Annotated in this window: 10 protein-coding genes; all 10 read right to left on the bottom strand. The window is 73.5% G+C overall.

Annotated features, from left to right (window positions below; all coding sequences use genetic code 11):
* Window positions 1-80: 80 nt before the first annotated feature.
* Window positions 81-4,670, bottom strand: a complete 4,590-nt coding sequence (locus ABD249_RS02300) for a type VII secretion EssC family protein (protein WP_344339887.1) — start codon at window positions 4,668-4,670, stop codon at window positions 81-83.
* Window positions 4,667-5,401, bottom strand: a complete 735-nt coding sequence (locus ABD249_RS02295; protein ID WP_344339886.1) for an FHA domain-containing protein — start codon at window positions 5,399-5,401, stop codon at window positions 4,667-4,669. The genes ABD249_RS02300 and ABD249_RS02295 overlap by 4 nt, the downstream gene beginning before the upstream one ends.
* Window positions 5,394-6,968 (bottom strand): serine/threonine-protein kinase, encoded by a 1,575-nt coding sequence (locus ABD249_RS02290; protein WP_344339883.1) that lies wholly within the window; start codon window positions 6,966-6,968, stop codon window positions 5,394-5,396. Before ABD249_RS02290 ends, ABD249_RS02295 begins: the two co-directional genes overlap by 8 nt.
* Window positions 6,965-8,413: an FHA domain-containing protein gene (locus ABD249_RS02285; RefSeq protein WP_344339882.1), complete on the bottom strand. Its 1,449-nt coding sequence runs from the start codon at window positions 8,411-8,413 to the stop codon at window positions 6,965-6,967. Before ABD249_RS02285 ends, ABD249_RS02290 begins: the two co-directional genes overlap by 4 nt.
* Complete coding sequence (locus ABD249_RS02280) at window positions 8,413-9,246, bottom strand: PP2C family protein-serine/threonine phosphatase (protein WP_344339881.1); 834 nt, start codon at window positions 9,244-9,246, stop codon at window positions 8,413-8,415. Before ABD249_RS02280 ends, ABD249_RS02285 begins: the two co-directional genes overlap by 1 nt.
* Window positions 9,239-10,852, bottom strand: a complete 1,614-nt coding sequence (locus tag ABD249_RS02275; RefSeq protein WP_344339879.1) for an RDD family protein — start codon at window positions 10,850-10,852, stop codon at window positions 9,239-9,241. The genes ABD249_RS02280 and ABD249_RS02275 overlap by 8 nt, the downstream gene beginning before the upstream one ends.
* Window positions 10,849-13,185, bottom strand: a complete 2,337-nt coding sequence (locus ABD249_RS02270) for a transglutaminase-like domain-containing protein (protein WP_344339877.1) — start codon at window positions 13,183-13,185, stop codon at window positions 10,849-10,851. Before ABD249_RS02270 ends, ABD249_RS02275 begins: the two co-directional genes overlap by 4 nt.
* Window positions 13,182-14,534, bottom strand: coding sequence for a DUF58 domain-containing protein (locus ABD249_RS02265; protein ID WP_344339875.1), 1,353 nt, complete (start codon window positions 14,532-14,534; stop codon window positions 13,182-13,184). Before ABD249_RS02265 ends, ABD249_RS02270 begins: the two co-directional genes overlap by 4 nt.
* Window positions 14,531-15,505: an AAA family ATPase gene (locus ABD249_RS02260; protein WP_344340063.1), complete on the bottom strand. Its 975-nt coding sequence runs from the start codon at window positions 15,503-15,505 to the stop codon at window positions 14,531-14,533. Before ABD249_RS02260 ends, ABD249_RS02265 begins: the two co-directional genes overlap by 4 nt.
* 16 nt (window positions 15,506-15,521) lie before the next feature.
* A partial coding sequence (locus ABD249_RS02255) for a fibronectin type III domain-containing protein (RefSeq protein ID WP_486303396.1) occupies window positions 15,522-16,824 on the bottom strand: 1,303 nt, incomplete at its 5' end.

Below are 16,824 nucleotides of genomic sequence, written 5' to 3'. Positions count from 1 at the left end.
GGACCATCTGCGATCAACCTACGAGCGATGCCTGGACGTCGCCATGGGGAGTCCTGCCCATGGGGAGGACTCCCCATGCCTCACGCGGTCGGCAGGACGGTCGCGTCGCTGACGAGCGCCTCGTCGAAGGCCGGCGGGGCGGCGGGCGCGGCGGATGCCGGCACGGGAGCGCGATCGGTCTGCACGAGCGGCATCTGCATCGTGACGGCACGTCCCGACTGCACGAAGATGCCGCGGCCGACGGGGAAGTCGACGCGCTTGACCTTCGGGAAGGGCACCTTGAACACCGAGTCGCCGTCGAACGAGTCGGGCTTGAGGATGATGCCCTTGCGGCCCGCCTTGAAGTCGCCGATGAACCCGAACCCGCTCGTGACCTGCGACACGTCGGCGTCGCCGACGAGGAAGTGGTCGGAGCGGTTGATGGCCTGCATGAGCTCCTTGAGCTTGCGCTCGGCCTCCGAGTCGGCGAACTGCGGCACGTTCTCGACGACGATCATGATGCGACCCGGGATCGTCTCGTCCTTCACGATGTCGACGAGCTCGGTCGCGAGCGCCTTCGCGTCGTCGACGTTCACGGCGCTGCGCACCCACGGCGCGTAGTCGTGCAGCACGGAGCGGCGACCGGCGAAGTGGAACAGGCGCACGTCGGGGTCGAAGCGCAGCATGCTGTTGACGATCGCCTTCATGGCGTTCGTCTTGCCCGACTCCGGCGGCCCCGCGACGATGAACGTGCCGATCGCGTCGAACTCGCGGGCCGCGAGGGTGTCCTCCGCGACGCCGAGCACCGGGAAGCCCTTGATGCGCGCCGGGAGGTTGCCCTCCGACAGCCGCGTGGGCAGCGCGCCGATCTCCTCGACCTCGCGCGCGCCCTGCCTGCGCAGCTCGTCGGCGAGCTGCGCCATGAGCTTCGACTGCTCGGCGACGTTCGGCGTGCCGCCGAGCACGGCGATCTGCGTCTCGAAGCCGTCGACGATCGCGCGTCCGGGCGCCGAGTGCTCGTCGAGCACGTCGCGGGCGACGTTGACCATGACGTAGCCGTTCTCGTCGGCGAGTCGCAGCACGACGCGTCGCGAGACGTTCGAGGAGACGCCCGTGGGCACCGCGCCCGAGCGGTCGGCCGTGAAGACGGCGTGCACGCCGAGCGGGCGACCCTCGCCGAGGATGCGCATGAACACGGCGTAGAACGGCGAGCGGGCGCTCGTCATGTCCCACTCGGCCTTGAACTGCGGGAAGTTGTCGATCAGCACGAGGATGCGCGGGATGCGCTCGCCCGTGATGTCGCGGTACTCGGTGATGTCGGAGGCGTTCGCATCCGAGAAGCGCCGGCCGCGGTCGTCGAGCAGCATGCCGAGCGAGCGCAGCAGGCGCTGCACGCGCTCCGCGTCGTCGCCGGAGATGATCGAGCCGACGTGCGGCAGCACCTCGAGCGAGCGCAGGGCTCCGGAGGCGAAGTCGAGGCCGTAGACCTCGACGTCGTTCTCGGGCCGCATGCCCGCGCCGATGCCGACGGTGCGCAGCACGCTCGACTTGCCGGCGCCCGACGTGCCGTAGACGAGCAGCGAGCCGTCGCGGTCGGGCGCGAAGTACATCGGCTCCTGCAGCTGCCGCTCGGGGATGTCGGCCTTGCCGAGCAGGATGCGCCGGTCGTCGTGGATCGGCATGTCGCGGATGTCGACCGTCCGCTCGAGGTCGTCGAGCCACGGACGCCGCGGGGCGGGGATGCCCGCCTCCTGCGTGGCGTCGATGAGGGTGCGCACGATGCGCTTCTGGTCGTTGGGGCCGGGATCGGCGTCCTCGTCGAGGTCGACGGGCGCCTCGCGCTCCCATCGCACGAGCGAGCCGAAGCGGAGCTCGGAGACCTGCACGTCGGCGACCTGCACGACGTCGTCCTCCGTCCAGCCGCCCGCGTACGCCGACTGGAAGCGCACGAGCCTGCCCGGGCCGGTCTTCGCGATGCCGCGGCCGGGGATCGACGGGTCGAACGTGCCGGCCACGGGGTCGTCGACGACGTCCTTCGAGTCCGACTCGTCGGCCATGCGCAGCGCGACGCGCAGGTTGGTGTTGGCGCGCAGGTTGTCCTTGATGACGCCCGCGGGCCGCTGCGTCGCCATGATGAGGTGGATGCCGAGCGAGCGACCGCGCTGGGCGATGTCGACGACGCCGTCGACGAACTCGGGCACCTCGCCGGCGAGCGCCGCGAACTCGTCGATCACGAGCACGAGCGCGGGCGGGCAGTCGGGGTCGCGACGCTTCTCGAGCTCGAGGAGGTCCTTCGCCTTCTTGCGGTTGAAGAGGTGCTCGCGGAAGTGCAGCTCGGCGCGCAGGCTCGTGAGGGCGCGGCGCACGAGGTGCGGCGACAGGTCGGTGACGAGCCCGACGCAGTGCGGCAGCTCGACGCAGTCGGCGAACGCCGATCCGCCCTTGTAGTCGACGAAGAGGAACGTGACGCGGTCGGGGCTGTGCGCCGCGGCCATCGCGAGCACCCACGCCTGCAGGAACTCCGACTTGCCCGCACCGGTCGTGCCGCCGACGAGGGCGTGCGGACCCTGGGTGCGCAGGTCGAGCGTCATGGCGTCGGTCGCGCCCTGGCCGACGACGGCGCGCAGGTTGCCCGCCTTCTTGAGCCGCGGCTGCTGCGCGCCCGAGCGGTCGATGATCGTGTGGTTCTGCCCCCAGCGCTCGATGACGGCCGACGGCTCCTTCGCGATCTCGGAGCCCGTGAGCGCGAGCAGGTTCACGGAGGTGGGGATGTCGGAGGCGTCCTCGATGACCGTCGAGGAGTCGACGACGGGGGCGAGGCGCTTCGCGAGCATGTGCATGTACTCGTTCGACACGCCCTCGACGACGACGTCGGCGTACGTGACGCCCGAGCGCACCGTGCCGACGCTCGCGTGCGTGAGGCCCGCCGTGACGTCGACGAACGTGCGGCACGCCGCGGGCAGCGACTCGACGGTGGGTGCGACGAAGAGCGTGTAGACGCCGACGTCGGGGCCGCGCTCGAGGATCTGCGTGAGGCGGGGGCGGTCGACGGGCGCGTCGTTCGTGACGATGAGCACGATGGCGGTGCCGCCGGGGAACTTCGACTCCTTCGACGCCCGCTCGACGTCGGTGCCGTAGTCCATCGGATCCCAGTCGTCCTTGTACGGCGGACGCAGGTCGGCCTCGGTCTTCTTCGACCGACGCATGATGTGCTCCTCGATCGCCGAGAGCAGCGCCTGCCCCGTCGGCGCCGAGTCGGCGAGCGGCATGTCCTTGAACGGGTTCTTCTCGCTCGAGGTGTGCGGCAGCCACTTGAGCCACTCGAGCTCCTCGACCCAGTCGGGGTCGGTGAGCGCGACGGAGACGACGTCGTTGGGCGCGTGCATGCCGAAGAGCTGCACGCCCAGGCCGCGCAGCGCGTCGCTCGCGGCGGCCTTCGGGCCGGCGACGCCGAGGGATCCCGTCGACAGCAGCGTCTCGAAGACGGGCACGTCGGAGATCATGCGGTAGCGCTCCTCGAGCGCGTCGACGCGCTCGACGTAGTCGGGCAGCCCCTCCTGCACCTCCTGGCGCTTGATCTCGTTGCGGCTCTCGGTCGTGCACGTGCCGAGGCGCACGCCGAGGAAGTTCCAGTGCTCGGGCCTGCGCGTCCACAGCATCGGGCCGAGGCGCATCGCGTGGTCGAAGACCTCGGCGACGGGCGGCGCCTCGAGGTTGCGCACGCGGCGCTCCTCGGGGATCGCGCGGTACAGGAGCTCCTCGAGCCGCTCGAACTGCTTCTCGAACGTCGCGGCCTCGGCCTTGATCTTCTGCCCGAGCTGCGTGCGCTGCGAGATGAAGTTGCCGGCGAGCATGAGCGGCGTCATGAACGCGACGACGAGCGATCGCGCGCGGCCGGTCATGGCGAAGAGCGTGGAGGCGAGGATGATCGGCGCGATGAGCATCGGCCACGGGAACATCCGCGACGACGGCTCCTTCGGCATGCGCGGCTCGTCCCAGCTCTCGCCGGAGTAGCGCTCCTCGACGCGCGGGCTGCGGTTGAACATGAGCGAGCCGCCGCGCTCGAGCACGGGGTCGGCGCCGCCGGCGTCGAACGCGCCGGCGAGCTGCACCTGCAGCACGCTCTCGCCGAGCTGGAAGGGCTGGCCGGGGATGACGCGCAGGCGCGAGACGAGCTGGCCGTCGACGAGCACGCCGTTGGCCGAGTTGAGGTCGACGACCTCGATGTGGGTGCCGACCTCGATGCGCGCGTGGCGCTTCGACACCTGACGGTCGCCGACGACCACGTCGCACGACGGGTCGCGACCGATGGTGTGCTGCCCCGCCGAGAGCTGCACCTCGACGCCGGCGGCCGGGCCGCCGATGACGCGCAGCACCGCGAGCGCCGGCCCGCCCGCGTTGGCGGCGCGCTGCTGCCTGCGGGCACCGAGCGGCAGGACGGCGGCGTTGAAGCCCGAGCCGATCGCCGCCTCGCCGATGAGCGCGTCGGGGTCGAGTGGCTCGAGCCGCGGGCTCGTGGGCGGCGCGACGGCGAGCGTGACGACCTGGTCCTCGCCGATCGCGACCCCGCCCGCGGGATCCGCGTCGGCGATCTGCCTGGCGACGTCGTCGACCGTCGCGGTCGAGTCGGCCGTCACGACGATGTCGCGGGGGGCGGCCCCGTCCTTGTGCAGCGTCAGCTTGACCTTCATGCGTCGGTCCCCTCGTCGTCCGTGCCGCGCAGCGCGTCGTCGTCGAGCAGCGCGAGGTCCGCGCGCGTGACGAGCTGCGACGACACCGCGTACTCCACCAGTCGTGCGCGGCGGTTGCTCGCGAGCCTGCCCGCGCCGCCGCGCAGCCCCTGCACGCCCATGCGGTCGAGCTTGTCGCAGACGTTGTCGAGCTTGCGGTTGAAGCGCGACATCGACCAGCCGAGCCGCTCCGCCGCCTTCGTGCTCGTCGGCAGCTCGCTGACGCCCACGCCGTCGCGGCGCAGCATCGGCTCGGCGAGCGCGACGATGAGCGCCTTCTGCAGCGCCGTGAGCTGCGAGGGCATGACCGTCGCGTCGCCGAGCGGCACGGCGGCGCCCGTCGCCGCCATCGCGAACGGCGCCGTCGTCGTCTGCACGCCGATCTCGTACGTCGTCGGCCCGGCGGTGAACACGATGGTCGCCTCGGCGAACACGAGCGGCAGGCTCGCGCCCGGCGACAGCCACGACTGCACGACGCCGCCGGCGCTCGAGAGCGTCGCCGACAAGCGCGAGCCGACGTTCGTGAGCCACCACAGGCCGTCGCGATGCGTGATCTCGAGGAAGGCGCGGTGGAGGTACGGGTTGTCGTCGACGGCGAGGTCGCCCTCGCGACCGATCGTGAACGGCTCGCCCGCGACGGGATCGAACCACTCGCCGGCGAACTCGACGCGGAGCGTGGTGGCGTCAGCCATCGAGGCAGACCTCCCGGTAGGTCGACTGCAGGCCGTTCGCCCGCTGCACCGCGACGGACACGCACGTGCGGCCGTCCGGGTCGGCGGGCAGGAGGATCTCGGCCTCCTGGATCGTCTGGATGATGGGGTCGCCGTCCGACGGCTCCGAGCGGATGGCGAACTCGTCGCCGTCCTGCGCCGACGGGTTGGTCCACGTGAAGCGCACCTGGTCGCCCTCGGCGGCGCCCGCCATGGCGATGGGCGGCGACGGCGCCGTGGCGTCGGGCGGCGCGATCGTCGGCGTCGAGCTCGGCTGCGTCGCCTGCGGATCGGCGCCGATCGACACGACGATGCCGATGCCGACGACGGCGACGAGCACGACGCCCGCGGCGATCGCCGCGACGAGCGGGGTGCGCGAGCGCTTGCGCCGCGTGGCCTGCGCCTGCGCGGACGCCGCGCCCCACGGCGACTCGGGATCGGCGGCGACGGGCAGCTCGCCCGGCCGCGGGATCGGCGGGCCGGGCGCCGCGGCGGGCTGCTGCGACGGCCGCAGCACCGTCGCCTCGGACACCATCGCCGCCGCGTAGGTGGGCGGAGGGGGCGCGGGCGCCGACGTCGCGAGGCGCGGCGGGTCGTCGACGTGCGGATCGATCTCGACGACGCCGCGGATGCGCGTCGCGCCGCCGTCCTCGTCGTCGACGGCGTCGACGGGCAGCGAGTCGTCGAGCACGTCCATCTGCGTGACGGACAGGCTCATCTCGGCCTCGACCTGCTGCAGGGCGCGGCCGAGCGCCTGCGCGCTCGAGAAGCGGCGACGCGGGTCGGTCTCCATCGACGAGCGCAGCAGCGCCTCGAGCGACGCGGGGACGTCGGAGCGCGCGAGCGGCGCGACCTCGCCGCGCTCGATGCGGGAGATGACGTCGAGGCTCGTGTTCGACCCGCCGGGCAGCTCGAACGGCGAGCGGCCGGCGAGCAGCGTGTACAGCGTCGAGCCGAGCGAGAACACGTCGGACTCGCGACCGCTCCACGCGGGCTCGGCGAACGCCTCGGGCGGCGACCACGGGATCGACATGCCCGCCGCGACGTCCGCCTCCCCCGTCGTCGTCGCGATGCCGAAGTCGGTGAGCGCGGGGCGGTTGTACGCCGTGACGAGGATGTTCGCGGGCTTGATGTCGCGGTGCAGCACGCCGGCGCGATGCGCCGTCTCGACGGCGCCGGCGATCTGCACGCCGAGCGCGAGCACCTCCGAGACCGAGAAGCGGTCGCTGCGGTACCGCACGCCGAGGTTGGGGCGCGGGCAGTACTCCATCACGAGGTACGGGCGGCCGTCGTCGGACACCGCGGCGCCGTAGATCGTCACGATCGACGGATGCGACGACAGCTGGGCCATGACGTTGGCCTCCTGCCGGAAGTGCTCGACGACGTCGCGGTCGACGGCCTCGGTGAGCAGGACCTTCACGGCCACCGGGCGCGAGGGCAGCACCTGCTCGTAGAGGAAGACGTCGGCGAAGCCGCCGGAGCCCAGGAGGCGACGGTGCTCGTAGCCCGGCAGGACCGGCGGCTGCGACGGCGCGCGACGCGGGCTCACGAGGCGCCCTCCGAGCGTGCGCGCTCGACGCGGACGACGACGCCGTCGCCGAGGTCGAGCCGGTCGCCGAACGCGACGAGCTGCGGGGCGTCGGCGCGCAGGCGCATGGGGGCTGCACCCTCGCGCAGCAGCACGGTGCCGTTCGTCGACTCGAGGTCGATCGCGAGCACGTTCCAGTCCTCGCAGCGCACCTCGAGGTGGCTGCGCGAGATGTCCTCGCTCGGCGAGTGCACCGTGACGAGACGCGGCACGCGGCCGTCCTCGACGCGACGGCTGCGCGGTCGACGCCCGAGCACGACGCCGCGGCCGAGCGGCACGCGCTCGCCGTCCGGCAGCACGAGCTCGGCGAACTCCGGACGCGCGCGCTGGTCGGCCGTGCCGGTCTCGATCGCGGCGCCGCATGCGCACACGGTCGTGCCCGGGGGGTTCACGTGCCCGGCGGCGCAGAGCGTCGAGAGCACGACGGGTCCCGTCGCCGGCCCGAGGACGGGCTGCTGCGCCGGCTGCTGCTCGCGCGCCGCGGCGGCGAGCGCTCGTGCGGCGTCGCCCGTGATCGTCATGCCGTCGTGGTCGCCGAGGTCGAGGTCGGGCACCGACACGACGGTGGCGGGACGGATGAATCCGGGGACGGAGTCGATGATGCCGACGATGCCCGGATGCGCCGTCGGCGGCGTCTCGGGGATGGGCTGCGACGCGGGCTCGGGCGTCGGCTCCGCATCCGGCGTGGGAGACGTCTGCGTCACCGTCTCCGGCTCGGCCTCCGGGACCGGCTCGGGAACGGGCTCGGGCGCCGGCTCGGACTCGGGCTCGGACGCCGGCTCGGGGTCGGGTGCCGTCTGCGTGACGGTGTCGGGCTCGGGCTCGGGTTCGGGCGCCGGCGCCGGCGCCGGCTCCGGCTCCGGCTCCGGCTCCGGATCGAGCGCGGGCGCCGCGGCGGGCGCCGCCTGCGTCTCGGGCGCGGGCTCCGTCTGCGGCTCCGGCGTGGGCTCGGGCAGCGCCTCCACCTCGGGCTCGGGCTCCGTCTCGACCTCCGCCGGCGTCGTGCCGACGGGCGCGACGTCGACCGCGGGTGCGACGAGCTCGACGCGGACGGCGCTCGCGCGCACGACGCCGCCCTCGAGCGGCAGCGCGTCCGCGAGCGCGCCGACGGCGCCGAACGCGACGGTCGAGCCGACGGCGAGCAGGTCGCTCCCCCACGTCTCGCCCGTGCGGTCGGGCAGCGCCTGGGTCGTGACGGCGGGCACGCCGCGGCGACGCCACAGCAGCCACCCGTCCTCGACGGGCTCGAGCACCGCGAGGGCGAGCGGCTCCTCGCGGAGCGCCGCGGGCGACATCGCGCCGTGGATCTCGCCGGCGCTGCGCGCGTCGAGGCCGCGGTCGAGGACGACGAGCACGTCGCCGCGCACGACGCACCACGCCTCGCCCGTCGTGTACCCGGTGCGCATCAGCGTCGCCTCGCGATGGGCACGGTGTCCTCGTCGAGAGCGCCGCGATGCGTGTCGTCGAGGTCCCAGCCACCCGCGACCTGGTCGACGTCGACGACGATGACCGTGACGTTGTCGCGGCCGCCCGCGTGGAGGGCGCGCGCGACGAGCGACGCCGCCGCGTCCGCCGGCGACGGCGTCGCGCGCAGCAGCCCGGCGATCTCGGCGTCGTCGAGCTCGCTCGAGAGCCCGTCGGAGCAGACGAGCAGCCGCTGGCCGTGCTCGGCGGGCAGCAGCCAGCTGTCGGGCGCGTGCTCCTGGCCGGCGCCGATCGCGCGCGTGATGACGTGGCGCTGCGGATGCGTGCGGGCGGCGGCGCGCTCGACGGCGCCCGCGTCCACGAGCTCCTGCACGACCGAGTGGTCGACGCTCAGCTGCTGGAGGACGCCGTCGGCCAGCAGGTAGGTGCGCGAGTCGCCCACGTTGAGGACGTACCAGTGCGCGATGCCGCCGACGTCGACGGCGACGGCGCCGGCGAGCGTCGTCCCGCCGGCGGCACCGTGCCACGCGGCCTCGTGGCGCACGGCGCGGAAGGCGCGCTCGACGCTGTGCTCGACGCCCTCGATCGTGGCGAGCGCGCGCCCCTTGAGGGTGCGGAACGACTCGACGGCGAGGGCGCTCGCGACGTCACCCGACGCCTGCCCGCCCATGCCGTCGGCGACGAGGAAGACGGGGAAGGAGGCGAAGACCGAGTCCTCGTTCGTGGTGCGCGCCCCCTCGTGCGTCGCCGCGGCCCAGCGCAGCGCGATCGCGGAGTGCTCGAAGCGGTACTCGCCCACGTGCAGCTCAGCCACGCGCGATCACCGCCCGACGGTCGCCGAGCACGATGGTGTCCCCGACCTCGGCGCGCGCGGGCACGCCGCCGACGAGCCGCGTCTCCTTGCCGCCGCGGACGATGGACGTGCCGTTCGTCGAGTGCCGGTCGACGACCTGGATCGTGCCGCCCTCGACGTCGATCGCGACGTGCGTCTTCGAGAGCGATCGCGAGTCGTCGGGCACGGGCACGAGCGTGCCGGCCTCGCCGGGCTGCAGCGTGGGGTTGCGGCCGATGAGCACGCGACCGCCGAGCTGGATGCGGCCGCCGCCGTCGAGCTCGAGCACGAGGGCGCGCGGACGCGCGATGCGCGTCGCCTCGAGGTCGTCGCCGTCGTCGATGGCGCCCGGCACGACCGTCGCGTCGGGCACGTGCTCGGCGGCGACGGGCGCCGACGGCGGCACGGGAGCCTGCGCCTGCGCAGGAGCCTGCGCCTGCGCAGGAGCCTGCGCCTGCGCGGGGGCGAGCGCTGCCGGAGGCTGCGCAGCCTCGGCGGGCACGTGCTGCGGCGGCGTCGCGGCACCGGGCCACGACGCGCCGCCCGCGGGCTGCACGACGGGCGGCTGCGACGGCGTCTGCTGCTGCGGCGTGGCCTCGGGCACGGGCGGCACGCCCTGCACGGGCTGCCCCGCCTGCTGCAGCTGCGGCGCGCTCGGCACGCCGGCGGGACGGGCGAACGGCGACGACGGCGTCGAGGGCACGCTCGGCGCCCCGCTCAGCTCGCCCGGCCGGTACGGCGCCGCGGGCGCCGCCTGCTGCGGCGCGGGCGCGGGTGCAGACGGCTGCGGCTGCGACGCCTGCGACGACGCGAGGCCCACGACGGGCTGCTCCCCCGGCGCGTGCGGGCGAGCGACGCCCAGCACGCCCGCGCTCACGCGCGCGCCGGGCTGGTAGACGGCCTGCGCGCCGTGCTGCACGGGCGTGGCGAGCGAGGGCAGCTCGACCTGCGCGCCCACGGGATCCGCCGCGACGGTCTTGCGGGCGATGCGCATGCGCTTGACGTCGTACGGGTCGAGGCCGCGCGCCGCGTCGACGAGCCACGTGCGACCCACGAGGTCGAGCCACCCGCGACGCCGCTGGCGGTCGAGCAGCGGGGAGACGAGGAAGAGCACCGGCCCGATCACGGGGACGATCGAGGACGCGCCGAGGACGACGACGCGCAGCACGGCGCGTCCGAAGCCGGGGCTCGCGAGCGTCGCGACGTTGACCGTGCGCAGCCCCGTGAGCGCCTTGCCGAGCGTGACGCCCTTCCTGCCGTGCAGGATGAGCTGCACGATCGTGAAGACGAGCGTCAGCACGACGGATGCCGCCGCGCACACGATCGTGATGACGAGGTCGGGGTGGTTGAGGAAGCCGTACCAGCTCGTCGCACCCGAGAGCAGGCTCACGATGCGCGGCGACGCGCCGGTGACGAGCGGCAGCGCGAGCAGCGCGTACACCGCCGCCTCGATGAGCGTCGACGCGACGCGACGCCCGAGCGGCGCGCGCACGAGCCCGAGGCTCGCGGCGTACGCGGGATCGGGCACGCCGTCCTCGTCGACGCCCTCCGGGCGCTTGGCCGTGCCGTCGTCGATCGACCAGATCATCGGCTCCTCCGCTCCGCTCGTCGCCTGAGGAAGGACCGCAGGGAGAGCATCCCGAGGATCCTCGACCGCCTGCTCGCCTCCTGCCGCATGGCCTGCACGCTGCGGTCGACATCCTTCCAGAACGCGTCGATCTCGCCCTTGTGCGGCTCGCCAGGGCCGAAGACGCCCGCGTCGACGTACTCGCCGATGGCCGTCGCGCGCGAGCGCGGATAGCGGTCCTCGACCGACGAGGCGACCTCGCGGCGCGTGACGCCGGCGGGCACGGGCAGGCCGAGGTCGACGGCCTCGTCGACGACCTGGTGCCAGCCGCCCGCGAGGCGCTCGCTCTCGGTCGCCGCCTCGAAGCGCTTGCGCCTGCGGCGCCGCTTCAGCAGCCCGATCACGAGGAACGGCAGCGCGAGCAGCAGCAGCACGCCGAGGATGATGCCCGCGACGGCGAGCACGATGAGCCAGCCCGTCGTCGCCTGGTCCTCCTCGTCGTCGTCCGCCTGGTCGGGCTGCGTGTTGGGCAGCAGCTCCGCGGGCTCCTCGGGCGGCTGCGGCGGCTGCAGCACCTGCGGACGCGGGTCGGGCTGCGGCTGCGGCTCGGGCTCGACCTGCGTGTTGTCCTCGGGCGGCGTCGGGTCGAACGGCACCCAGCCGACGCCCTGGAACGACACCTCGACCCACGCGTGCATGTCGCCGCCCGTGAGCTCGACGGCCTCACCCTCGCCGTCGAAGCCGTCCTCGCCCGGGTACATGCCCATGACGACGCGCGAGGGCACGCCGTAGAAGTCGAGCGCGAGCGAGAAGGCGGCGGCGTACTGCTCGTCGTCGCCCAGCAGCGTCTCCGCGTCGAACATCGAGGTGAGGCGTCGCTGCCCGTGGCCGGCGAGCGAGGTGGCCTCGTCGTCGCCGACGCCGTGGCTGAACGCGCCCTGCTGCAGCGTCGCCGCCATGGCGAGGATGTTGTCGAGCGTCGTGCGCTCGGTCGCGTTCGACGCGGACCAGGCCGTGATGAGCTCGGGCATGTCCTCGGGCTCGGGCATGTCGATCTCGGAGGCGGGGATGCCCTCGAGGTCGGCGTAGTCCTCCGGCACCTCGGGCACGATCGCGTCGATCGTGTAGGAGTCGCCCGGGCCGAGGCCCGACTCGGCGAGCACGTTGCCCGTGAGGCCGTTGTAGGCGAGCGACGACTGCAGCGCGACGGCGTCGTCGCCGGCGAAGTCGATGCGCTCGGCGTAGCCGACGCTCGGCACCCACACGCCCGAGTACTCCTCGATCTGCACCTGGATCTGCGCGGGCGTGCCCGGCTGCGACGTGCCGATCGCGTCGCCGACGCGCGAGAACGAGCCCGAGGCCGACGACTCCTGGCTGCCGGCGACGGCGTAGACCGTGCCGTCGTACCAGTCGAGCGTCGCGAGCCGCAGCCGCGATCCCTCGGGCATGCCGGAGACGGTGAGGAGCGTCGCCTCCTCGAAGTTCTTGTGCCACGTGCGGAAGCCGGCGAGCGGGCTCGGGTAGTCGGCGAGCTCGATGGGCGGCTCGACGTCGTCGCGCAGCACCTGGCGATCCGTGAAGGCGACGGGCACCGCGGCGAGGCTCGCGACGAGCGCCGCGGCGGCGACCATGCCGACGCCGCCGATGAGCCGGCGGCGTGCGAACGCCCTGCGGTTCGCGTCGTCGCGCGTGACCTCGACCTCCTCGGCCAGGTTGCGCCGGGCCGTGGCGCCGCGCCACGCGATCCACGCGATGGATGCGCACGCCGTGACGACGCCGAGCAGGATGGGCTGCGCCGCGATGCGCGTGCCGAAGGCGATGCCGACGACGAGCGCGACGACGCCGGGCAGCATCGCCCACGCCGCGCCGCGTCGGAGGCGGAGGGCGAGGACGGTGGCGACGGTCGCGCACACGAGCATCGTGAGCATCGGCACGACGAGCAGGCTCGGGAAGCCCTGCACGGGCGGCTGCGCCGTGAGCAGGCTGCGCCACGACACGAACGAGCCGAGCATGAGCTCGCGCAGGCCGTCGATCGTGGGGATGACGCCGCCGATCGTCGCGTGGCGCACGGCGAGCGCGGGCCCGACGACGACGTAGGCGACGACGACGCCCGCGACCGTGACGAGCCAGCCGCGCAGCGGTCGCAGCGACGAGACGATGCCGACGAGGATGCCCGCGATCGCGCCGCCGATGCCGGCGATCGCGAAGTCGACGCCGCCGAAGACGGGGCCGAACGCGAGCGTCGCCATCGCGTGCACGAGCAGGATGACGCCGCAGTCGATCGCGACCTGCCAGAGCCTGCGCGGCAGGAGGGGCGCGCGGCGGTCGGCCGCGGAGGGTGCGGGGGCGCTCACTGCTCGCTCACCGCCCGGACGATGCGCGGCAGCTCCGCGAGCGACGGCAGCTGCGCGAGCGTCGCGGTGCCGAGCGGCTGCACGCGAGCCTTCGTGCCGACGATCGACTGCAGCACGAGGATGCGGGCCTGCGACGGCAGCAGCGACGTCGCGCGCCGCACGGTCGCGACGTCGACGCCCGCGCCGACGTGCAGCATGACGACCGAGGCGCCGGCGTGCTCGCGGCCCATGGTGGCGGCGAGGCCGATGAGGCGCTCGTGGCGAGGGCTCCAGTCGATGCCCGAGAGGCCGTCGAGCAGGCGCTTGCCGTTCATGGCGGGCAGCGACCGGCGCGAGGTGCGCACGACGACGTCCATCTCGTCGCGGATCGCCTGCAGGCCGAGCGAGCCGAGCACCGAGATCGCGGTCTCGAACTCGTCGGGGTGGCCGTAGTCGTCGGGGTTCGTCGACAGCCCGAGCGCGAGCACCGAGCGGCGGGTCTGCTCGAACTGGCGCACCATGAGCTGGCCCGTGCGCGCGGAGGACTTCCAGTGGATGTAGCGACGATCGTCGCCCGCGACGTAGTCGCGCAGCGCATGGAAGGCGATGTCGGAGTTCGTGAGGTCGCGGGTCGTGATGCCCTCGAGGTCGCGGATGAGGCCCGGCGCGGTCTCGTCGAGCTGCACGGTGCGCGGGTGCACGAAGAGCTCGACGGGCTCGGTCCACCGCACCTGCCTGCGCAGCAGGCCGAGCGGATCGCCCTTCACCGATCGCACGGGTCCGACGCGCAGCACCGCGCGGCGGGAGGTGGGGATGGCGAAGACGTCCTCGTGCACGTCGCGCGGCTGCATGCGCGGCAGGTGGAAGGCGGCGACGGCGGAGCCGACGGGCACCTCGATCGTCGCGGGCATGAGCGGGCGCGAGCTCGCCGAGTGGATCTCGATGCGGCCGAGCGCGCGCTCGCCGACGACGACGCGCGTGTAGGCGAGGTCGAGCTCGATGCGGTACATCGTGCGTCCGATGACGTAGACGACCGCGATGAGGAGCAGCACGGCGCCGGCGAAGGCGATCGTGACGAGCTCGACCCACTCGAGCGCGATGCCGACGACGAGGGCTGCGATGGTGATGGCGAGCGCGACCCAGCCGAAGCGCGTGACGGGCGCGAGCACGGGACCGACGGCGCGGGCGCCGCGCACGACGACCCTGCGCGCGCCGAGCGCGGCATCCGAGCCGAGCACGCGGCCGATGCCGCCCCGCGCGGCCCCGAGCAGCTGCCGCGGCGAGCGCGGCAGGACACGGCGCTGCCGCGGCTCCTGCGGCTGCTCCTCCTGCGGTGCCGGGGCGACGGGAGGCGGCTCGACCTGGGTCATCCGACCAGGGCCCGTTCCTGCGGCGCCGGCACGTCGGCGATGGCGCGCTCGATGACGCGCTCGCCCGTGACGCCCGAGAACTCCGCCTCGGGGTCGAGCACGATGCGGTGCGCCCAGACGAACTGCGCGAGCGACTTCACGTCGTCGGGCAGCACGTAGTTGCGGCCGCGGGCCGACGCCCACGCCTTGGCGGCGCGCGTGATGGCCATCGCGCCGCGCACCGAGACGCCCAGGCGCGTGTCCTTCGACTCGCGCGTGTGCTCGGCGAGGCCGGCGATGTAGTCGAGCACGGCGGCGTCGACGTGCGCGGTCGCGGCGAGGTCGATCATCTCGGCGACGGCCGACGTCGTGACGATGGGCTGCACGAGCGACGAGGAGTTGCGCTGCGCCGACCCGGCGAGGATGCGCACGGTCTGCTCGCGGCCCGGGTAGCCGATCGACGTCTTCATGAGGAAGCGGTCGAGCTGCGCCTCGGGCAGCCGGTACGTGCCCGCCTGCTCGATGGGGTTCTGCGTCGCGATCACCATGAAGGGTCGGCCGACCTCGTACGCGTCGCCGTCGACGGTGATGCGCCCCTCCTCCATGACCTCGAGGAGCGCGGACTGCGTCTTGGGGCTCGCGCGGTTGATCTCGTCCGCGAGCACGATCTGGGCGAAGATCGGCCCCTTGTGGAACTCGAACGCCTGCGTCTTCTGGTCGTAGACCGTGACGCCCGTGACGTCGGAGGGCAGCAGGTCGGGAGTGAACTGGATGCGCGTGTTCGCACCCGCGACCGTCGCCGCCATCGACTTCGCGAGCTGCGTCTTGCCCGTGCCGGGGGCATCCTCGAGCAGCAGGTGGCCCTCGGCGAGCATCGCCGTGAATGCGAGCGCGATCACGTCGTCCTTGCCGAGCACGACCGCGCCGACGTTCGCGACGAGTCGCTGGAACGTCTCCTGGAACCATGCCGCCTGCTCGCGGGTCATCGTCATCGCCATGTCTGGCCTCTCAGTTGCTCGAGCTGGCGGAGACGTACTCGTTCCCGCCGTAGTAGAAGGTGATGCTGTACGGGCCGCCGCGCTCCGAGATGCAGAACGTGTACTGGTTGCGCGGCGAGGTGCCGTTGGCCGAGCCGAAGGTGTGGGGCTGGCGCTCTGCGCGGATCGGGCCGTCGGCGTCGAAGCACTGGTACATGAACTGCACGCCGGTGGGCATGTCGTTCCAGGAGACGACGAAGGTGGGCGCCACGTTCTGGTTCTCAGGCGACTGCACCTCCTCGCCGCGCGAGAGCGAGATCGACGGGTTCGCGGTGCGCGCGCTCGCCGAGGCCGTCGTCGTCTGCGCACCGTGGCCGTTGCCGTCGGGCAGGCCCGTGGACGCTCGGACCTCGATCGTGATCTGCTGACCCCGGTTCGCGGGCTCGGACCGCGAGCCGTTGTTCGGGACGTTCTCGAAGGCACCGCCGTTGATGCGGATCTGCATCGAGACGGGGCGGCCGTTCGCCGCCGGCGCCGACCAGCTCACCTCGACGTTGTCGACGCCTGCCCGCGCCGACGCCGTGGGTGCGCCGATCGGGCCGAAGGGCGCTGCCTGGACCACGTTCGACGCCCCGCTCGTGTAGGTGATGCCCTGCACCTGCGACACGGCGCGCACCGAGATGTTGTACGGGTTCGCGCGGTTCGCGAGCGGGATGCGCCCGCCGGTCGCCGAGACGGTGCCCTGCTGCGTGCCGCCGACGAGCACCTGGTACTGGATCTCCTCGGCGCGCGCGCCGTTCGCCGAGCCCGCCTGCATCGTGATGTCGGCGAAGCCGTCGCCCTCGCTGACGGCGGTGATCTGCGGGGCGGCGGGCGTCGTCGCGTCGCGCACGCCGTTCGACTGCGCCGACGCCGGCGACGGACCGACGTCGTTGACCGCCTGCACGCTGAACGAGAGCGTCACGCCCGTGCCGGCCGGCAGCGAGCCGGCGCCGAACGTCGCACGGGTCGACGTCGCGCCCGACACCGTCTGCGGCTGGCCGTACGCCGTGCCGTTCGAGTACGCCTGCACGAGGTACTGCGAGATCGCGGCGCCGTTCGACTGGGTCTCGTGCTGGTCCCACGTGACCTGGATCTGCACGTTGCCGGGGATCGACTGGTCGCGCGCGGCGGCGACGCCCGTGACCTGGAACGGCGGGCCCGCCGGGGTCTGCGTCGCCGACGCGGGACTGAAGTCGCTCGGCTCCGGCGCCGAGTTGTAGGCCTGCACGCGGAACGAGTACGCGACGCCGTTCGTCAGGCCCTGCCACACGTACGAGGTCGCACCGCCGTCG

This window comes from Agrococcus versicolor (assembly GCF_039531815.1).
In the GTDB taxonomy this organism is placed as follows: domain Bacteria; phylum Actinomycetota; class Actinomycetes; order Actinomycetales; family Microbacteriaceae; genus Agrococcus; species Agrococcus versicolor.
Note: the sequence above shows the minus strand (reverse complement) of the source record. Positions and strands in the feature narration are given on the sequence as shown.

What these genes read in the sequence shown, in the direction of transcription:
- ABD249_RS02275 (WP_344339879.1), bottom strand. Translation starts at nt 10,852, where the DNA reads ATGATCTGGTCGATCGACGACGGCACGGCCAAGCGCCCGGAGGGCGTC.
- ABD249_RS02295 (WP_344339886.1), bottom strand. Translation starts at nt 5,401, where the DNA reads ATGGCTGACGCCACCACGCTCCGCGTCGAGTTCGCCGGCGAGTGGTTC.
- ABD249_RS02285 (WP_344339882.1), bottom strand. Translation starts at nt 8,413, where the DNA reads ATGCGCACCGGGTACACGACGGGCGAGGCGTGGTGCGTCGTGCGCGGC.
- ABD249_RS02300 (WP_344339887.1), bottom strand. Translation starts at nt 4,670, where the DNA reads ATGAAGGTCAAGCTGACGCTGCACAAGGACGGGGCCGCCCCCCGCGAC.
- ABD249_RS02265 (WP_344339875.1), bottom strand. Translation starts at nt 14,534, where the DNA reads ATGACCCAGGTCGAGCCGCCTCCCGTCGCCCCGGCACCGCAGGAGGAG.
- ABD249_RS02260 (WP_344340063.1), bottom strand. Translation starts at nt 15,505, where the DNA reads ATGACGATGACCCGCGAGCAGGCGGCATGGTTCCAGGAGACGTTCCAG.